Genomic DNA, 19,370 nt, shown 5'->3' with positions numbered 1-19,370 from the left:
TGATAAAATAAAGTTAATCAATGATGGAGGTGAAGGCTGAAATGAAAAACTTGAAGAAGATAAGGCACATGTGGATGATTGCAATCATCATGATCTTACTGGTTCCATTGATGGAAGTTGATATGGTACAAGCAGAAGAAGCTGAAGACGAGAAAGTACTTGCTTTTCCTGGAGCAGAAGGCGGAGGAAAATACACATCTGGAGGAAGAGGCTATGATGTGTATGAAGTTACAACAACAGAGGACTACGGCGAAGGAGAAGAACCGATTAAAGGATCACTGAGAGATGCAGTAAGTGAAGATAATCGTACGATTGTTTTTCGTGTGTCAGGTATCATTCATTTGGAACAACCATTGCGAATTAACAGGAAAAACCTGACGATAGCTGGGCAAACAGCACCTGGAGACGGTATTACCGTAGCAGGCTATGGTACAGATATTAGTAATTCAGAAAATATTATTATCAGATATATGAGATTTCGCCCAGGTAGTGCTAATACTCACATGGAATTTGATGCATTTGGCGGACGAGATATAAAAGATGCCATGATTGATCATGTTTCTGCAAGTTGGGGGATTGATGAAGCTTTTTCTTTATATCGAAATGAAAATACTACGGTACAATGGAGTATGATAAGTGAGAGTCTATTAATCTCTGGCCATTCGAAAGGCAGACATGGCTATGGCGGAATCTGGGGCGGACATAATGCGACTTTCAGCAATAATCTAATCGCAACTCATATTAGTCGTACACCTGCACTTGGTAATGGTGGCAATACAATTCATCCAGTAGCAAATGATGAGCTGGTTAATAATGTCATTTATAATTGGGGATTTAATTCCATGTATGGTGGGGAAAACCAGCGGAATAACATTATGAACAACTACTATAAGCCGGGTCCGGCAACTTACAACAATGTCAGCCAGCGAATTATCAGCCCTGGCCGTGATGGTGAACCGGGATGGTTTTATATTGATGGTAATGTAATGCATAATAATGAAGCTGTCACGGCGGATAATTATTTAGGGGTAGAAGATATTAAAGAGGATGTTACCTTTGGAGACGAGCCTTATCCAGTTGCCTATCAGGATGAGTTAAATGTGAAACCGGCAGAGGAAGCATATGAGCTCGTGTTAAAAAGAGCGGGTGCTACTTTGCCGAAACGTGATCCAGTAGATGCACGTATCGTTAACGATGTCAAAAATGGTACAGGTCGGATCATTAACAACGAACTGGAGGTAGGTGGTTTCCCGGAAATGAAATCAGATGAAGCACCAGTTGATAGCGACCATGATGGAATACCGGATGCGTGGGAGATTGAAAATGGACTGGATCCTGAAAATCCAGAGGATGGAAAGGAGATCACGGAATCTGGATATTCCAATTTGGAGTTGTATCTGAATTCATTAGTAGATATGGAACACGAACCAGAAAATCCGGATGTAGCGTTGGTTTCTCCTCGTGTAAATAGTATCCATGAGACAAATAAGGATATCACGTTTAACGTGAAACTAGAAAATAAACAAGACATTGAGAAAGTAGAATATTATCGAAATGATGAAAAAATCGGAGAAAGTTCAGGAAAGTCATTCTCCTTCACATGGGAAAATGCTCCCGAAGGAACATGGTATGTCTCTGCTAAAGCAATAGATAAAAACGGACGTGCTACTCAGACTACATCTACTCCTATTTATGTGAATACCAAAAATCAATCTGGTGAATGGAAATCGAAAGACATCGGAGGAGTTGCAGTTAAAGGTAACGCTAGTTTTGAAGATGATGCTCTAACAGTAAAAGGCACCGGCCGTATAATCGGAGATAAAGATCAATTTCAATTTGCTTATCAAAAATTGAAAGGTGATGGGTCTTTAACCGCAAAAGTTTCTAGTATAACCAAATTAAATAACAATGCGATATCTGGTTTAATGGTAAGAGATCAACTATCACCTAATGCTAAAACAGCAATGATCAGTACTTCTGTTGTAAAGGCAGACCGTCAAGATACATTGTATGCGATACATTTTTCATCGAGAGATGAGAAAGGAGCGGATATCATTGCACCGGGTGAAGACGATAGACCGGAAGAAAATGGAGTTCCATCACTATTAAACACTGATATCCCATATTGGTTAAAAATTGAACGAGAAGGTAATCTGATGACAGGATATGCATCTGAAGACGGAGAAAACTGGGTAGAAGTTGGTCAGCAGCAAATCAATATGTCCGACAACATTTATATCGGATTTGCAGTTGATGGCTCACAAAACCCTAACCAGTTGATTCACTATACTACGGCAACCTTTACAGACATAGAACTGGAAAAATAGTAATTGAATAAGAGTAAAAAAACCACGCCACTTCTAATTGATTTTGCGCCGACGTTATTGGATGGAGTTGGAATTGATGTGACAGAAGAGGAAAATCCTTTTTATCGTTAGTAACGAATAAAGTGACAGATTGGTAAAATGAAGTCTATATTCAGATTAGTGAGGTCAAAGAATGTTTGCGTGAGAGATTAATAGACTACATTCAGAGAGTGGAAGGAGAAACGTCGCAATTTTGAACAGTTGCTCACGTGGAAAATAATCCCTGTAGTTATTAGGGATGAGTCTATTATATTTTATAAACATGATAATATTAGTTGTTTGTTCCAGAATACCATATGATAGAAAAATAAATTCACAAATACAAGGTTGTAAAAAAAGTATCTGTCATTAAGTAAAAATAATGACAGATACTTTTTGCTTGCAATTTAAGCTTTATTGCTACCTGTTCATGAGATAGATTCATGTAGTTTCATGTAACCTTATTGATCTAGCTAGAGGTGTAGATAGCTTTTCCAAATTCGTCTATATGCTCTCGTAATTGTTGATTTTCTAATTGGTCATAATGAACAATATCGAAGAAATAGGGAAGTGGATAGCTTTCTTCCAATAGGTCATGTAAAATAAGTTGATAACTATTTTTTTAACACACTTTCCGATAATCTACTGTTGATCTGTTGGATTGGACACACCATGCTTCCAAAACGTAGTGTGAACATTTCATTGATTAATATATCGCTTTTGAAAGGCTTTAAATCTTCCATTAACACGTTATTTGATTAAAATCCTTCAACAATATCCCCTCGAGTAGGCTGTTCTCCATTTTCTAACTTAATCCTAATAGAAGTAGCTTCTTCTAAATTATCGCTATCCGCCACATGAAAATGTATGTGAGGTTCGCTGGAATTACCCGAGTTCCCCACGCTTCCTAACAAATCACCAGCATTGACTTGATCGCCTTCGTCCACTTCAAGAGATCCTTGTTTGAAATGGGCAATATAACTGTATTCATTATTTTCATGCTCCAGGATAACATGGTTTCCAAGTGGCTCCTCAGCATTAGTATCAACTGTAGGTGTATTGTCAGGTATGTCATTTTCTGCGGAGACAACTGTTCCTTCTCTAGGTGCGACAATATCTTGCCCAAATGCATAATAGCTTTCATTATCTGTAGGGTCGCCATTATAGGTGAATCCATCTTCTACAATAAGTAAATCGTAGGCATATCTCTGACTTGCTACTGCATAATGATAGTTGACAAGCTCATTTGTACCACCCCAAAAGGTGAACCACTCTCCGATCATGGGCATTTGATATGTATTTTCTGTATATACTTCATCATTTTTCGGGTGACTACTGATAGGTGTAAGTTGAATCCCCTCGATTGTTTGATCGTCTGCAAAGTGACTTACAATACCTTTGTCTCCTTCGTCACTGATCCATTGGTATTCTGTTACATGTTGAATAGGCATCTCAGATAGAAGTTCAAAGTTAGTGACCCCACTATTAAATTCACTACCTATTTCACGGAATTCATCTAATGTCACCATATCTTGAAACGATTCGCTTGTCTGGTGATAAATCACATCAAAATTTCCTGCAAGAAATTCGTCTGCAAATTGATCAGCAGCAACCGTTTCCTCTTTGGAATTACTTTCCTCTGGTTCATTCTCACTATCATTGTTACATGCAACTAGCATTATTCCGAATAAGCTCCCCATAGCAACTAATGGAAATTTCTTCATATCCCACTCTCCTTCTAGTATTCTCCTATTTGCAGGATCCTTACACAAAATAGACAGAAGTGTTATGGAAAGAATAACAATAATTCATGTAAATGAACAGCATAATAGAATTTATCTAAATCAATAAAGAAAAATCTAGTGAAGCATTATGCTAGAGTAAATCTATCATATCATGTAAAATCATAAATGATAACGCTTTAGTTTAGTCGTTAAACAAAGATGAAGTTACAATGTCGGTTCATTGAAGTGGTGAGGGTAAAATGTCAAAAGCGAACAACGAAAAGCAAACTTTGAAAAAGGTCGGCTTACTAGCGATAACATGGCCAATCTTTATTGAGGTATTTTTAAACACTTTCATGAGAATAGCAGATATTTTCATGCTCAGTTTTGTGTCAGATGAAGCGGTTGCTGCCATTGGTGTTGTCAATCAAATGATGATGTTTACCTTTGTATTGTTTAACTTTACAGCGATGGGATCAGGTGTGGTTGTAGCACAGTTTGTCGGAGCAAACAAACTGAATGATGTTAGTAAAACGATCGCGAATGCAATTTTTATTAATTTATTGTTTGGTTTCTTTATCAGTAGCATGATCGTCATATTCCGCTACCAATTTCTAGATATATTCCATATGTCCCAAGAATTGATTGAATACGCAGATATTTATATTTTGATTGTTGGTGGAACACTGTTTACTCAAGCAATGGTGATGACTCTTTTCTCCGTTTTACAGGCACAAGGTTTTACTAAAGAAGTAATGTATGTAGCTCTAGGGATGAATATTCTCAACATTATCGGAAACTACTTCGTTATTTTCGGACCATTCGAATTACCGACGTTAGGAGTAATGGGGGTGGCTATTTCAACAGCTGTATGTCGTGCATTGGCAATGGTTGTTATCTTTGTCCTGTTATACAAGAAAACAGCAGTCAAAATCAAAGTGCAGGATTACTTCAAGTTAAAGAAAGCATATGTGAAAAAGATATTACGTATTGGTGTACCTGGTGCCGGGGAGCATTTATCACATAATTTAAGTCAATTAACGATTACCGTCTTTATTACCATGCTAGGTGCTGATGCGTTGGCAACAAGGGTATATACACAGAATTTAACGAATTTTATGACTGTATTTTCGTTGTCCATTGCCAAGGGGATGCAAATATACATAGGTCAGCTTGTCGGTGCAGGAAAGTTAGAGAAGGCATACAAGGAGATGTACCGTGGCTTGAAAATAGCTACTATTGTTGCGCTTGGTGTTGGAGCTGTGATCGCTTTTTCCGGGAAATTCTTACTTGGATTTTTTACGGACGACGCCAATATTATTGCCTTAGGTTCGATCATTCTATTTTTAGGAATGATATTGGAACCAGGTCGAACTTTTAACCTTGTGATTATTAGTTCTTTACGGGCGTCAGGTGATGCTACTTATCCAGTTATGGTAGGAATTCTTTCGATGTGGGGAGTAAGTGTAACACTAGCATATCTATTAGGATTGCCTTTAGGTTATGGATTAATCGGTGTGACGATTGGAATAATTGTCGATGAATGGTTCCGTGGCGGTTTAATGTTCATTCGTTGGCGTAGTAAGAAATGGCAAGAAAAAGTGCTCGTGAAAGAAGTGAAGCCAGCTGTTAGTCAATAAATGGCTAGTCTATAAATTTAGGAGGTTATTAAAATGGAGAAAAATATGTTAGGAACAAATGTGATTACTCAAATAGGGATTCTTGTACATGACATTGAAAAAACAGCACAAACATATGCAGACTTTTTTGGAATGAAAAAGCCTTCCATTAATCTGACAGATGCTGTGGAACAGGCACAAACGAAATACAAAGGGGGAAAGCACGCCTGCTAGAGTGCTAGAGCAAAGCTAGCCTTTTTTGATATGGGTTCATTACAACTGGAATTGATCGAACCTGATGAACACCCTAGTACATGGCGTGAATATTTAGATCAACATGGTGAAGGCCCACATCATATTGTCTTCGTAGTCGACGATTTAAAAGAAAAAGTGACAGTGATGGAAGATAAAGGGATGACATTGCAGCAAAAAGGTGAATACCCAGGTGGGCGTTATGCTTATATGGATACATTGAAAGATTTAAAGATTATTACGGAATTATTAGAGAATGATTAAATATAGAAAAAAAGCCCGTATCAGATTTATTCGGTGATATGGGCTTTTTTATTGTGAAAAACAGTCCTTATAGACTATCAAAAAGTTCGTTATCTCGGAAATAGGTAATATAGCACTATTTTACCAATAGACAATTGATTCCGTATACAAAATATGCTAAATTAATTCATATAATTCCATATTTTCCTACTAAATAGTAATTTTTGGGTGTGAATATATAAATATGATCGAATGGTAGGAAGGAATTAAGTAATAAAAAGAAAGGAGAGTGAAACACATAGGGAGGAAATTCTACTCTTTTTTATTGATAACTAGTGTATTTGGTATCGGTTTTTCTTTATATTTTCTAATAATTCAAATCAATGATTATGTGGTGGCGCAAGGTAAATATGAAGAAATTCAGACTATTTATCATCAACGAGATCGAAGTCTAGAAGATATTAATGAAGATTATATCGGTTGGTTGTCGATAGAAAATACCGATATCGATTATCCTGTCGTATTAGGTCCTGATAATCAATATTATTTAAACCATAACTTTTATCAGGAGGAAGACTTTGTAGGAACTATTTTTATGGATTATCGGAACACGGTCAATCCTATGAATCAACATAGTATTATTTATGGACATAACATGAAAGATAAAAGCATGTTTGGTAGTTTATCAGATATTATAGAGGATCCGACGTTTGAAGATTATCAGATAACATTCGAAGTTGACGATAGCATATACGTTTGGGAAATTTTCTCTGTGTATGTATCAACAGAAACAAATTGGATGAAGAAGGATTTCGATACACCAGAAGCGTATAATTGGTTTTTAGAACATATCAAGGAATCTTCGATACATTCATCCAATGGTGAAATAGAAGAGACAGATAGAATTATAACATTAGCTACATGTACGGATAGCAATTCTGATAAACGAGTCATTGTACATGCGAAATTAGTAGAGGAGATTTAGTGAATGGTGAAATCAAAAAAATTAATACTTGTGGTTTTATTATTTTTAGCTGTTTTTAGTTTTCCGTTTTCTTCACATGCAGCAAGTTCCATCAATGACATATTAAAAATAGATTTTGAAACCGATAAACAATCTTATGATAATTCAGATGTAGTCACTTCAACTTTAAAGATTACAAACATGTCTGAACGCTATAGTGCGAATGATATAGATATTCAAACTAAACTTCCTGATGAATTAGAAATAATAGAATCAGAGGATCTCCATGTCGAAAACGGAATCATTTCTTGGGATATTGACAGGCTGGAACATGATGAGTCTTTAGAATTAGTATTTGCATCACAGCTTAAAGATTCTGTTAAAGAACAATTAGCAGGTGATAGTACAGAAAATGGCAGTAATACGGACAATTCTTCCGATTCAGAAAGTACTAGCAATCAGTCTGTATCCAAAGATGAACAATCCGAACAGACCGTAACCAAAACGGTTGCACCTCAAACCGGAGATAATTCCGACCTTTTAACTTATATTCTTATCCTTCTTTTGTCAGTCATTACAGGAGTTATTGCTTTCCTAGGTATTCGTAAGAAGAAAATACCAAAGACTGCTACTTTTATTCTTGCCATTTTACTGTTTACACCATTTGCTTCTAACATACAAGCTGTTGAGTCAGAAACTATCACACAAGAATATACATATCATCATACTTTAGCAATTGGTAACAATGAGTATGATATTGAAACATCGGTTACCACAACAGTAGCGGAGAGTTTAGAGCAAATTCCTGTTACTGGTACAGTATATGATGCAGAAGGTAATCTATTGACAGACAATCAGCTAATATTTAATGCTACCATTGACAATGAAGAAGTAAATCATGTAATAGAAACCGATGATGAAGGGTATTTTGTGGCACGTCTTTACAAAAATATCGACTATCAGGTGAGTGCCGAAAATGTAAAAGCTAGCTTAAAAGGCACGGATGTAAATGAGATAGAACTTACGAATGAAACTGGTGAAATTGAACTTGGAAAATCGTTAAGAAATGGCGATAATCAATCTTCTTTACAACCTAGTGTTATTTATCTTGATGAGGAAGAAGCAGAAAACATTAACGATATTTCATCTGATTTATCTCAAGCAACCCTCGATGATTCATTAAATCTAAGGGAAGACGATCTAATTGTTCTTCCTGAGTGGGAAGAATATCCTTCAGGGATTGCTTTCCAAATCGAATCTATTGAAGTAAATGGATCCAATATCATTTTAGAATTAGAACAACCAGAGTTAGAAGAAATATTTGAAGAAATAGTAGGTGAAATGGAAGTCGATATGTCACCGGAATATTTTATTCCTGCAGAAGGTGTAGATATTCAGCAGGAATCGGACGTAATGAGATCTTTTAGTACCAATACGCTTCAACGTTCTCTCAACAGTCAGGCTATTGGTGGTAAAGTTACATTGAATTTAGGAAATCTTTATCAAGAAGATAACTTTTCTTTAAGTGGATCCATTGATTTGTCAGGTAAATTTACAGGGGATATTGATTGGCGTGTTGGATTAAATCCAGTTAATTCGTTCGATTTTAATTTTCAAGGTGAGCAACGAATCAACGGAAACGTTAAGACAAGTGTTTCAAAAGATCTGCCAGAGGTCCCACTAGGTAAGTTGGTTGTACCAACTCAAATACCTGGACTTGCCGTTAGTGTTCCGTTTGACTTGGTTACAAAGGTAAGTGGGGAAGTCAGTGTGAAAATTTCGTACGGAATGCGCGAGAATATTGGGTTGGCATATGGAAGAGGCAATGGCGTAAGAACATACCCAGAAGAGAATTTTGATCCTTTCTTTCAAATGTCTGATATAAATGGTACAGGAAGTATCTCAACAGGCTTAAGAATGTCCGTACTTGCACAGGCATTAGGATTAGACTTGGCAGGAGCAGCTGCAACAGGTGGTGTAAGTGGAAAAGCAACTACTTCTCTTATTGGGGACAATGGATTTTTTAGCTGTATTCAGTTCTCAGGATCATTTGATGGTAAATTAAATCTGAGAGCGCCAATTGCTGATTGGGAATCGTCAGGAGGTATAGAAGCTAGCAAAACATTTGCTAAGAAAGAACTTGGTCAGTGTGTTAATGCAATTAATGTAAATCCTGATCAACTAGAGATTCAACCTGATGAAACAAAATCAGTAACAGTTTTCGCAAGGAATAATACCGGTGAAACATCGATTAACAATGACCCGAATTTGAATGTGGAAATATCAAACAGTGATTTGGTTTCAGTTGAAAAAGATACGAATAAAGTAGATATTAAGGCATCTGAAGAAGCACAGGATGGTGACGAAATTGAGGTAAAATTCGTATATGACTTAAATGGTACTAATATTACGGATACGCTAACGGTAAATGTAGTAGATAACCGGCCAAAAGGAGAACTGGTTGGAAGTGTTATTGATGCAGTAGAAGAAACACCGTTACACAATGCTACCGTGAAATTGTTCAACGATGATCGATTAGCAACTACTGTTGAAACATCAGAAGATGGAACCTATCAAGTCGATATAGCTCCAGGTGAGTATAAAGTTGAAGTATCATACCCAGGTTACATTACAGATTCATCTATTGTAACGATTAATTCAGAAGATTCTACAACTTATGATTCTGTTCTATATTTGGTTGGTGATGAATATGGTGGTAATGGTATAGTTTCTGGTATTGTCACGAATGCAGTAACTGGAGAAGGTGTACAACAAGTAACAATTGACATTCGACGAGGAAAAAATACTACTTCTGGTGAAGTGGTAAAGACTATCACGACAAATGATGATGGCTCATACGAAGTAGAACTACCAGGTGGAAACTATACTATGGCTTTAAGTGCGGAAGGTTTTATTCCGTCAGAAGCTAATATTTTATCTATTGGTGGGCAGGAAAAATCTGAACAAAATGCTACCATTTCACCTAGCGGATTACTAAGTGAAGATTTAAGAATAGTCCTAACATGGGGAGAAGAGCCGAGAGATCTAGATTCACATTTAACAGGGCCTAGGGATGATGGGGGCAGATTCCATGTTTACTATTCAAATAGGGATTATAAAGATAGTGTCAATAACGCTAATCTTGACCGCGATGATGTCACCTCTTATGGTCCTGAGACAGTAACAGTGATTAAACAATTACAGCAAGGTACGTATACGTATTCGGTCCATAACTATACAGGACGCAATTTTAATGAGAGTAATCAATTTGATCTTTCTAAATCAGAGGCAACTGTACAAATATATAAAGGTGACCTTCTAATTGAAACCTTTAATGTCCCTGTAAATCAGTCTGGTAATTCGTGGCGAGTGTTTGAGATCAGGAATGGAGAAATTGTTCAAATAAACAGAATAGAAGCGATTGACGACTGGCATTCAGCAGAAAGTTTTGCACCAGTCCAATAACAATTAAGTGATATAATGTACAAAAGAGTGTTTCGGTAATTATACGAAACACTCTTTTTGCCAATATCATTAATTAATTTGAACAGGAGTTGACGCTGCTTTGAAGGTGATTATAAATATAGCCATTCTTATCATAATAGAATATTTTATGATAGATTGGTTTATAAAAGGAATCTATTATTTTGTTTTCAAATCTAATCAATATCTTAGTTTTACCAGTCCTATGATGCATTTATCGAAATATTTTATTATAGGTTTTACATTAATTATATTCTTTAGGAAATATGTGACGCTTACGCAAGTAGGTAAAGTTTTCAGTTTGATTGTCATGGTTATATTATTCTTTTCTTTTATTTCAACCACCTTCTGGTTTAATGCAGCGGGGGAAGATAGAATAGTCAAGCATCGTTTTGGTTGGACGAATAGCATAAGTTGGGAAGAAGTAGATTATATAGCTACTAATATTTATCATGAGCAAAAAGTTGCGATAGAGAATGAAAGTCCGTTCAAACATTCAAAAGTAAAAGGAGAGTACATGATTCATTTAAACGATGGGAGTCATATCAATGTTTGGAGCGGTATTTCGACTGCTTATGATCTGCATCGTTACATTGTTGATCAAGAGATCGAGGTTAAATACTTAACTGAATCAGAAAATTTCGATCAAAATTTTGCTTATTATTTTGATGATCAATTAGAAAAAGCACACTTTGTATTTGGGGTTAAGTAGAAATAAAAGATAAATATTGCATTTGTTGAAACGATAATAAGGAGACATAATAATGGATGGTAGCTTGGCATTCTGGGATGGCGTCTTATAAAGAGATCGTTCTCTACACTTCCATGCTTCATGGCTATTTTATAATCCTAGAAAAATATAAAAAGTAAAGTGTAGACGATAAGTACGTGAAAACTAATCTTATGGACAGAAGAAAGTCAAATGGAAAATAAATGTCCGTAAGAATCAATCTTATGGACAAAAAAGAAATGAATTCGATATCTTTGTCCGTAAGAACCAATCTTACGGACAGAAGGAAGATAAACCGAGGAAAAGTGTCCCTAAGAATTAGTCTTATAGACAAAATAAAGCAAAATCGAGAATAAGTGTCTATAAGATCTGTTCAAACTGAATATTGTGATGTCCATAATAGATTTGATATAGAATGGATAGATGAAGAGACTTTACTTATTATCAATGAATCACCTGAATATCCAAGTTCAGATAAAAGTATGGAATTAAACGTGGAAACAGAAATTTTTCACGATATAGGATTGGCTTGTCAAAGCTGGTTAATGAAGAGTGGGAACGAAACATGCTATGAGGAATAGACTTGTGGCATTTAATATAATAAGGAAAGAAAGCATGAAAATTGGGTGCCTGTCTAGCTCCAAACGCCCAGAAATTAGCGACTTTACGAATCGCCCTACGATAAGTCATCATCGGTTCGTAAACTCACCGTGATTCCTTTATCTCAGTTGATGCTGAAGTCGTTACGTTTCTAAACGGGTGCTCAGCGCTTTTCTTATATATATATATATTCCACTTTATCAACTGTTGTATCAAAAATAACTTTGATACAACAGTTTCTGCCTATTAAAGGTATTTGATTTATTTGACGATAGATGCCGATCTTGTAGGGCGCGAAATATTGAGAAAAGTGCAGTTATTTGGTGATTAAATAAGTTTTTCCATCATGTTGTTCAATTTTTCTTTCTTTCATCAACTTACCAAGTGCACGTTTGAATGCTGCTTTACTTATGTTAAATGTGTCACGGATATCTTCTGGGTCACTTTTGTCGGAAAACGGAATCACGCCACCACTTTCTTCTAATCGTGCTAATATCGCATCAGCATCTTCACCCATACTGTGCTGTTTTAATGGTCTTAGTGACACATTTAATGTGCCATCATGCTTCACTTCAATCACGCGACCCTTCACAAGTTCACCTAATCGTGGTTCTTCTTTTCGTTCGGTGTGATGGATAAACCCACGATAGCCTTCATCAGTTATACATACAGAGCCTTCTCTGTCTGTACGATAGATGCGACCACTAATGGTTTTATTTAATAAATCATCCGGTGCAAATTCAAATTCCCTTTCCAAAATTCCCTCTGTTGCAGGGATTGCGAGCAGGCGTCCTTTACGATCTTTTCCTAATGTAACATAAAGCTGGTCGCCTATTGCTGGCCATACGTTTTCAAACAATGGCAGATCATCTTTTGATACGAGAATTTCTTTTGTTGTTCCAATGTTAACAAATACACCTAAGTGTGGTAAGACTTCCACAACTTCAGCCCAGCCATACGTATCGATTTGAATAGTCGGTAATTGTGTAGTTGCAACAGTTTGTCCTTTTTTATCCTGATATAGGAAAACATCAACAGTTTGCTCAGCTTCAAGTTCCGACGCTGTTTCATTATGGTGAAGGAGTATGTCGTTTTCTAAAACATAACCAGTATCGATTTTTCGTAGCACCTCCAGCGTTTGGATTGTACCTATTTGATTATTCATGTTAAAACCTTCTTTCTTCATTTATATGTATTGGAAAAGGGGTACTCTTACTATAAGAGTACCCCTTTGATTTCTAAAGTAACACATAAGATTTTTTATTTTTTAATATCCCTATAAATTAGGGTGGGAAATTTCATTTTTTGAATTTCACTTAACCGCGGTACATGTTCCACTGGGAATTTTCTAACTTAAGCAACATAAGCCCTACCTGCTCTTACGTCCTTGCGACCCCTTAGTCGCGCCAGTGTGAATAAGCATCTTCGAAAAACTTTCCGTAGAATGCCAGATACACTTAGTTGTTACTTCACTTTGTTAACTTATCTATGATCTCACAAATAAATAGAAATGTCAACTATTAAATTGCGTTTTCACAGATCTATCGTCTGTATTTCATGAGATTTTAGAAAACTTTCTTCATTTTTAACATACTACAGAAGTTAACCAAACCTCTCATAAGTAAGTTTCTACAATTCCTTAAAGTTAGAAAAAAGAACAGGAATGTCCATTCTCCCATATCAGATTTATTACTTGTATAAAGAAAAATATAAGTAAAACATTATACCTATGTCATTTTACCTATTTATTGACAAATGAGTAAACATTTACAAAAAATTCATACAAATACATGTTCTACTTAATATTAGCTTCCTAGAATAGATGTTGGAAATTATAATATTAAATTTTAGGAGGTAAAAGGATGGATCTTAAATTTACCAAAGATGGGTGGAGGGGAAAAGTGAAAGTATTCTACATACTTCTTTTTTTGGCATGGGTTTTACTTTCTTTTCCACTAATAACGACAACTGCTGCTCCACTGCCTGAAACAGAATATGGCGAAGTATTGGACACACGGCAGGTGGAACTGGTTCCAAATGTAAAATACAATTGGCGCAATATGGAGACAGAACATGGCTTGCAAAAAATGCATTTTGTCGAGTTTGACCCTGCAAATGAGCATTTACAACTACAAGGTGGGACAAGTCAAGACAAAGTGCGTGGTTTTCAAACATTGACTGAAATGGCAGAGGATGTGGACAGGCTAGGTAACCGCGTGATTTCTGGTATCAATGGTGACTTTTATGAAGTAGCAACAGGCATTCCGAATGGGTTGTTTATAGTAGATGGAGAAATTTATAATACTCCGAGATCGAATAATCAATATGCATTCGGTGTTACAGAAGACGGTCGGAGTATTTATGCTCGTCCCAATCAACATTTTCATAAAGAGTTACAGATAGACGACCAATCATTTTCGATCAATCATATTAATCGCTTACGTGGTAATAATCAGCTTGTCTTGTATACAGATAAGTACTACACATCAACACAAACGGATAATAGTGGTGATGAAGTTATACTTGATATCCAATCTGGTATGGTTAAAAGTGGTGAAACGTTGATAATGGAAGTTGTGGAAGTGAGGAAGAATGAAGGAAATACAAAACTTACTGAAGGACAGGCTGTTTTATCCGCAAGCGGGACGGCAAGAGAGATCTTAGCAGGGCTTACAGCAGGTGATCTTGTAGAAGCAAGTTTCCTTGTTGAATCTCCATGGGATGAAGTGGTGACAGCAATCGGCGGTAATTCCATGCTTGTTGAAAATGGTGAAGCCAATACTGACCTAAGTCCTGGGGTACATCCACGAAGTGCGATTGGTACTAAGCCAGACGGTTCGATTGTGTTATATGAAGTGGATGGACGTCAGCCTGGTTTTAGTGAAGGTTTAAAGCTGGATGATCTCGCGCTTGTTATGAAAGACTTAGGTGTAGAAAATGCGATGAACTTGGATGGCGGTGGGTCGTCTACTTTTATTGGCAGAATGCCTGGAGAGAACACTGCAAGAATGTTAAATAGTGGTTCTGATGGAGGGGAACGAAGTAATGCGAATGGGTTGCTTCTTGTTAGTACAGCGCCAGAAACAGGTGAGCCAGAAAATTTGGTTGTTTCGCCATCATTTGAGCGGATTTTGAGTGGATCAAGTTTTTCATTTGATGCATCTGCTGTTGATGCCAATGGACATCCTGTATCATTCGATGGATTACTAGAGTGGAGTAGTGATGAGGAAATCGGTGAAATAACAGATGGCCAATATACTGCTTCTAGCCATGCGTCCACTGGTGAATTACGAGTTTCATCAACAAATGTTAACGATGGAGTGGCATCTGTAGAAGTTGTAAATGAATTGACTGATCTGCAGCTAGAAGCAACCGAAATGGCAGTTATGCCAGGTGAAACAGTGAACTTAGATGTAACAGCATTACGCGATGGCCAAGTTATTCAGGCTGATGCAGACCAATTTGACTGGATGGTCGAAGGGGATATTGGTACCGTAAATGATAAGGGAGTGTTTACGGCTACAAACCAAGATGAAGTAAATGGGAAAGTAGTTGTAAGCTATGGAGAAGTTACGGCTGAAACACGTATAAGTGTTGGACAGCCGCCAGTGATGATAGAAAATTTTGATGGTTTTTCAGATGATTTTGCATTTAATGATCGTTATTATAATCAGTCTGGAGCTACTTATGTATCAGTAAACGCAGATTTGGAGTCTAATCAGGATTATGTCCGCTCAGGAGATCATTCGCTACGTCTTGATTACGATTTTCGAGGGAAGACTGGAACATCTGGTGCCTATTTAACAGTAAAAGGTGTTAGCAACCGACTAGAGGTGCCAGGATATCCTATGAAGCTAGGAATGTGGGTATATGGTGATGGGCAAGGACATTGGCTACGAGCACAGTTCCGTGATGGAGATGGTAACGCCTTTCCTGTAAATTTAACTGGTAGTAATCCAGGTGTAGACTGGGTGGGATGGCGTTATGTTGAAGGAAATATTCCGCAGGGGCGCCCATTACCTCTAACGATAGATATGCCAGTGCGTTACATGGAGACAAATAATAGTAATAAAACGGCTGGAACTCTTTTTGTTGATGATATCCGCGTTTTGTACGGAGATGTCGAAGAAGACCGCGAACCCCCGATCATACGTGATATTTATCCAGCAGAAGATGAAACGATTGAAACAAACATGCCAACAATTAAAGCTTTTGCTGAGGATGCGCATTACGACCCTGATCTGCATCCCGCTAACACGCTAATCAATCCTGAAAAAATAAGGATGTATGTTGATGGTAAGCAAGTCGAGCCTGCATTTTATCCATTAAATGGGCAAATCAGCTATACACCGGAAGAAAGTTTAAGTGATGGTATTCACGATGTTAAGCTTGCAGTACGCGATATGTCTGACAATGAGACAATTCGGGAATGGCAATTTAATGTCGACACAGGCTCATCGAAGTTCCGTTACACAACATTAGAAAATGTATATGCTGGTCAAACATATACCGTAGACATTAAAGGTGACCAGGTTGAAAAATTGAGTGGTGGCCATCTGGAATTTCAATTCGATCCAGATAAAACGAGTAATTGGTCAGTCTCGCCTCATTCTCTTTTAAAGGATGGCCAGGTAAGAGAAGTTATGGATGCAGAAACTGGGATGGTTAAAGTAATGTTCGAGAATCTGGAGAACGAGAACCTTACAGATGACGAAATTTTAGCACAGATTCACTATGACATTAAAGCCGATGCTGAAGGTGCAAATCAGATTGAGTTTGTATCTGGGGAGATACTACAAGTGGGAGATTCTGAACCACAGCGCTATGCTGGTTTAAATATGGTATCACAAATTGGTCATGAGCTAGTGCTGGAATGGGACGATCAATATGCACAAGGGCAGACGACAACCTTTGAAGTATTGGATGAACAAGGTCAGCCTGTAGCAGGTGCTTCTCTTTACGCTAATGGGGAGCGTATAGGTGATGAAAATCTAGTAACAGACGAAAATGGTATACTGCATACCTCACTTTTAACCGAAGAAGTGACAACTCATATGGTCCAGGCAGTTGAAGGCAATCGTCACAGTCCTGTACACAGCTTTGAAGTTTCAGAACTTGCTGGGGAAATGGAACCAACTAATATTAGTGTTGCTATGGGTGCGGAATCAACAACTGAGAGGCGTTTTAACTGGAATACTCATCCGAGTGTTGATGATACAGTTGTTGAATTAGTGAAAACCGAAGAATTTTCTAGTTTTGATGCAGACAATGTGATGGAATATACAGGGACAAACTATTCTTATAACACAACATTGGATGGTACGATCCGTGTTCATAAAGTAAGTGCAGATGATCTGGAACCAGGAACTTCTTATACGTATCGTGTTGGAGATGGTAAGGAATATTATAGCGAGACAGGAACATTTAAGACTGCACCAGCTAATAGTAACGAAACGAAATTTTTGGTGTTTGGTGATTCCCAGGCAGGTTCGCTAGAGACTTACCAGCTATGGGGCAATACAGTGGATACAGCGTTTAATCATTATCCGGATAGTGAATTTATTATTCACCTTGGTGATATGGTTGATCATGGTCATAATGAAAAGCAGTGGAATTGGTGGTTTGAGACAGCTCAAGAACATTTGCTAAACACAACTACGCAAACGGTTGTAGGTAACCATGAAGTGACTGGAACCCGGATGAATGAGGATTATTTAGCACACTATAATAATCCGAGCTCAGATTATTTTGGTGAAACGCTAGACGGAACGGTTTATTCGTTTGATTATAATAATATTCATTTTGTTTTCCTTAATAGCGAATATGATTTTGAAGAACAGAGTGAGTGGTTACAAAGAGATTTAGAACAAAATGACAAAGATTGGACGATTGCAGTGTTTCACCGTAGTCCTTATGGAAGTACGTATGTAACAGAATCTGTCCAAGAGCACTGGGTACCAGTATTTGATGAGTTCGGTGTAGATCTCGTTCTTAATGGTCATGACCATATTTATTTACGTTCACATCCGATGAAAAATGGAGAACAGGTTGCTGAAGGTGAAGGGACTACTTATTTGACACCAGGAGGTACTGGTAATAAGTACTACGGTCTTACGGAATATCCATGGCAAAAAGTTGTCGATGATGAAAAAACGCAAATGTACGCAGCTGTAGAAGTTAATGGAGAAAATCTTCAAGTTATTACGAAAACGATAGGTGGTAGAACAGTTGATGAGTTTACTTTAATCCCACTTGATAAATCAAATTCTGACGAAGAAGTGATAGTAGAAACTATTAAGCTGAGTAAGGAAGAAGTAGATTTAACAGTTGGAGAAAGTGACCAACTAGAAGCAACCATTTTACCCGAAGATGCAGAGAACAAAGAAGTAGTATGGGGTGTGGAAGGATCTACTGAGGAAGTAGCAGAAGTTTCTGAAAATGGATTAGTAACAGCACTTGCGGCAGGGGAAGTACGTGTGAGAGCAACAAGTGTGGCGAATCCTGAAGTGTATGCTGAAGCGATTATTCGTGTTACAGAAGATGATGAAGACGAAGAGCCATCCGAGCTAACAGCGCATTTGTCTGGTGAAAATAGCGTTCGAGCAGGGGAAAAGTTCTCTCTAGTATATGGACTAGAAGGCATGAAAGGACAACTGCCAACTCAACATGTTACGATTCGCTTTGATGAAGAACAAATCAGTTTTGAAGGTTTTGCAGAAACAGCAGAGAAAGAAGGGTTCCGTATCCTGACGCATGAAATTAATTCAGGAGAATTACAATTCGTAGCAGAGGATCGATCTGAGGATGCAGATTCTTTAAATGAAAGTTTACAAAAGTTGATCTTCCGTACACATAAGAAAGCTGATGCAGAAATCAGTAATATCACTATAAATGATGTAGTAATGGAAGATCATAATGGCGAGGAAGTTCTTTTTCCAGGTATGACATTTAAGGTGACCATTCAAGCTGATGCTTCAAAATTAGTGAAAACAATTGATCGAGCACAGCGATTGTATGACCGAACAGAAAATGCTAATCACCCTATCAAATACGATGAAGGATCGAAAAAGGTGTTCCATGATGCAATTGAAACAGCTCAACTTGTTGCAGATAACAATACAGCAACAAAAATGGAATTGGAGCAGGCAGAAAAAGAACTCAAACAAGCGATAAAAGATTATAACACTACAAAAAACAAACCAAAACCTGGTAAAGGTCAAAGGCCAGCTAAATAATTGTTTGTTTAAACAATTACGCTTTAACCATGGATGATTTGGATATAGTTTCGAAGCGATCAATTTTTCTATTAAAAATATGCAAGAAGAAAGCATACCTTTTGAACCATTGGTATGCTTTCTTTTATATTTCTGTGGGTCCATTAAAGAAAATCCCACTTTTCTTGCAAATTCG

Annotated in this window: 9 protein-coding genes and 1 pseudogene; 8 read left to right on the top strand and 2 right to left on the bottom strand. The window is 37.2% G+C overall.

Annotated features, from left to right (window positions below; all coding sequences use genetic code 11):
- The first annotated feature begins 20 nt into the window (after positions 1 to 20).
- Positions 21 to 2,327: an Ig-like domain-containing protein gene (locus tag GH715_RS09860; protein WP_240469372.1), complete on the top strand. Its 2,307-nt coding sequence runs from the start codon at positions 21 to 23 to the stop codon at positions 2,325 to 2,327.
- 776 nt (positions 2,328 to 3,103) lie between these two features.
- Here the strand turns inward: GH715_RS09860 and GH715_RS09855 are convergent.
- Positions 3,104 to 4,069 carry a M23 family metallopeptidase gene (locus GH715_RS09855; protein WP_153836215.1) on the bottom strand — a complete coding sequence of 322 codons (966 nt, stop codon included), beginning with the start codon at positions 4,067 to 4,069 and terminating at the stop codon, positions 3,104 to 3,106.
- Positions 4,070 to 4,329: 260 nt separating this feature from the next.
- Here GH715_RS09855 and GH715_RS09850 point away from each other — a divergent pair, with 260 nt between their 5' ends.
- The 6 genes and pseudogenes from GH715_RS09850 (at position 4,330) to GH715_RS09825 (ending at position 11,941) form a co-directional block, all read left to right on the top strand.
- On the top strand, positions 4,330 to 5,709 hold the full coding sequence (locus GH715_RS09850; RefSeq protein WP_153836216.1) for an MATE family efflux transporter: 1,380 nt from the start codon (positions 4,330 to 4,332) through the stop codon (positions 5,707 to 5,709).
- Between the two features lie 33 nt (positions 5,710 to 5,742).
- Positions 5,743 to 6,204 (top strand): annotated as a pseudogene (locus GH715_RS09845) (VOC family protein).
- Between the two features lie 304 nt (positions 6,205 to 6,508).
- Positions 6,509 to 7,168 (top strand): class B sortase, encoded by a 660-nt coding sequence (gene srtB / locus GH715_RS09840; protein WP_163578579.1) that lies wholly within the window; start codon positions 6,509 to 6,511, stop codon positions 7,166 to 7,168.
- Between the two features lie 3 nt (positions 7,169 to 7,171).
- Positions 7,172 to 10,612, top strand: coding sequence for a carboxypeptidase regulatory-like domain-containing protein (locus GH715_RS09835; RefSeq protein WP_153836218.1), 3,441 nt, complete (start codon positions 7,172 to 7,174; stop codon positions 10,610 to 10,612).
- Between the two features lie 100 nt (positions 10,613 to 10,712).
- Entirely contained in the window at positions 10,713 to 11,342 is a 630-nt protein-coding gene (locus GH715_RS09830; protein ID WP_153836219.1) for a hypothetical protein, read from the top strand.
- Between the two features lie 374 nt (positions 11,343 to 11,716).
- Positions 11,717 to 11,941 carry a hypothetical protein gene (locus GH715_RS09825; RefSeq protein WP_163578578.1) on the top strand — a complete coding sequence of 75 codons (225 nt, stop codon included), beginning with the start codon at positions 11,717 to 11,719 and terminating at the stop codon, positions 11,939 to 11,941.
- Between the two features lie 335 nt (positions 11,942 to 12,276).
- Here the strand turns inward: GH715_RS09825 and GH715_RS09820 are convergent, their stop codons facing one another.
- Positions 12,277 to 13,125: a CvfB family protein gene (locus GH715_RS09820; RefSeq protein WP_153836220.1), complete on the bottom strand. Its 849-nt coding sequence runs from the start codon at positions 13,123 to 13,125 to the stop codon at positions 12,277 to 12,279.
- A gap of 697 nt (positions 13,126 to 13,822) precedes the next feature.
- Here GH715_RS09820 and GH715_RS09815 point away from each other — a divergent pair.
- The gene (locus tag GH715_RS09815) at positions 13,823 to 19,195 is read left to right on the top strand and encodes a phosphodiester glycosidase family protein (protein WP_153836221.1); all 5,373 of its coding nucleotides are present in this window, start codon (positions 13,823 to 13,825) and stop codon (positions 19,193 to 19,195) included.
- Positions 19,196 to 19,370 lie beyond the last annotated feature (175 nt).

This window comes from Gracilibacillus thailandensis, assembly GCF_010994055.1.
In the GTDB taxonomy this organism is placed as follows: domain Bacteria; phylum Bacillota; class Bacilli; order Bacillales; family Amphibacillaceae; genus Gracilibacillus; species Gracilibacillus lacisalsi.
This window is presented reverse-complemented; position numbering and strand designations above follow the sequence as displayed.

Bases quoted from the DNA above. Each gene is read 5' to 3' on its own strand.
- GH715_RS09860 (WP_240469372.1), top strand. From the start codon at position 21: ATGATGGAGGTGAAGGCTGAAATGAAAAACTTGAAGAAGATAAGGCAC.
- GH715_RS09855 (WP_153836215.1), bottom strand. From the start codon at position 4,069: ATGAAGAAATTTCCATTAGTTGCTATGGGGAGCTTATTCGGAATAATG.
- GH715_RS09850 (WP_153836216.1), top strand. From the start codon at position 4,330: ATGTCAAAAGCGAACAACGAAAAGCAAACTTTGAAAAAGGTCGGCTTA.
- GH715_RS09835 (WP_153836218.1), top strand. From the start codon at position 7,172: ATGGTGAAATCAAAAAAATTAATACTTGTGGTTTTATTATTTTTAGCT.
- GH715_RS09820 (WP_153836220.1), bottom strand. From the start codon at position 13,125: ATGAATAATCAAATAGGTACAATCCAAACGCTGGAGGTGCTACGAAAA.
- GH715_RS09815 (WP_153836221.1), top strand. From the start codon at position 13,823: ATGGATCTTAAATTTACCAAAGATGGGTGGAGGGGAAAAGTGAAAGTA.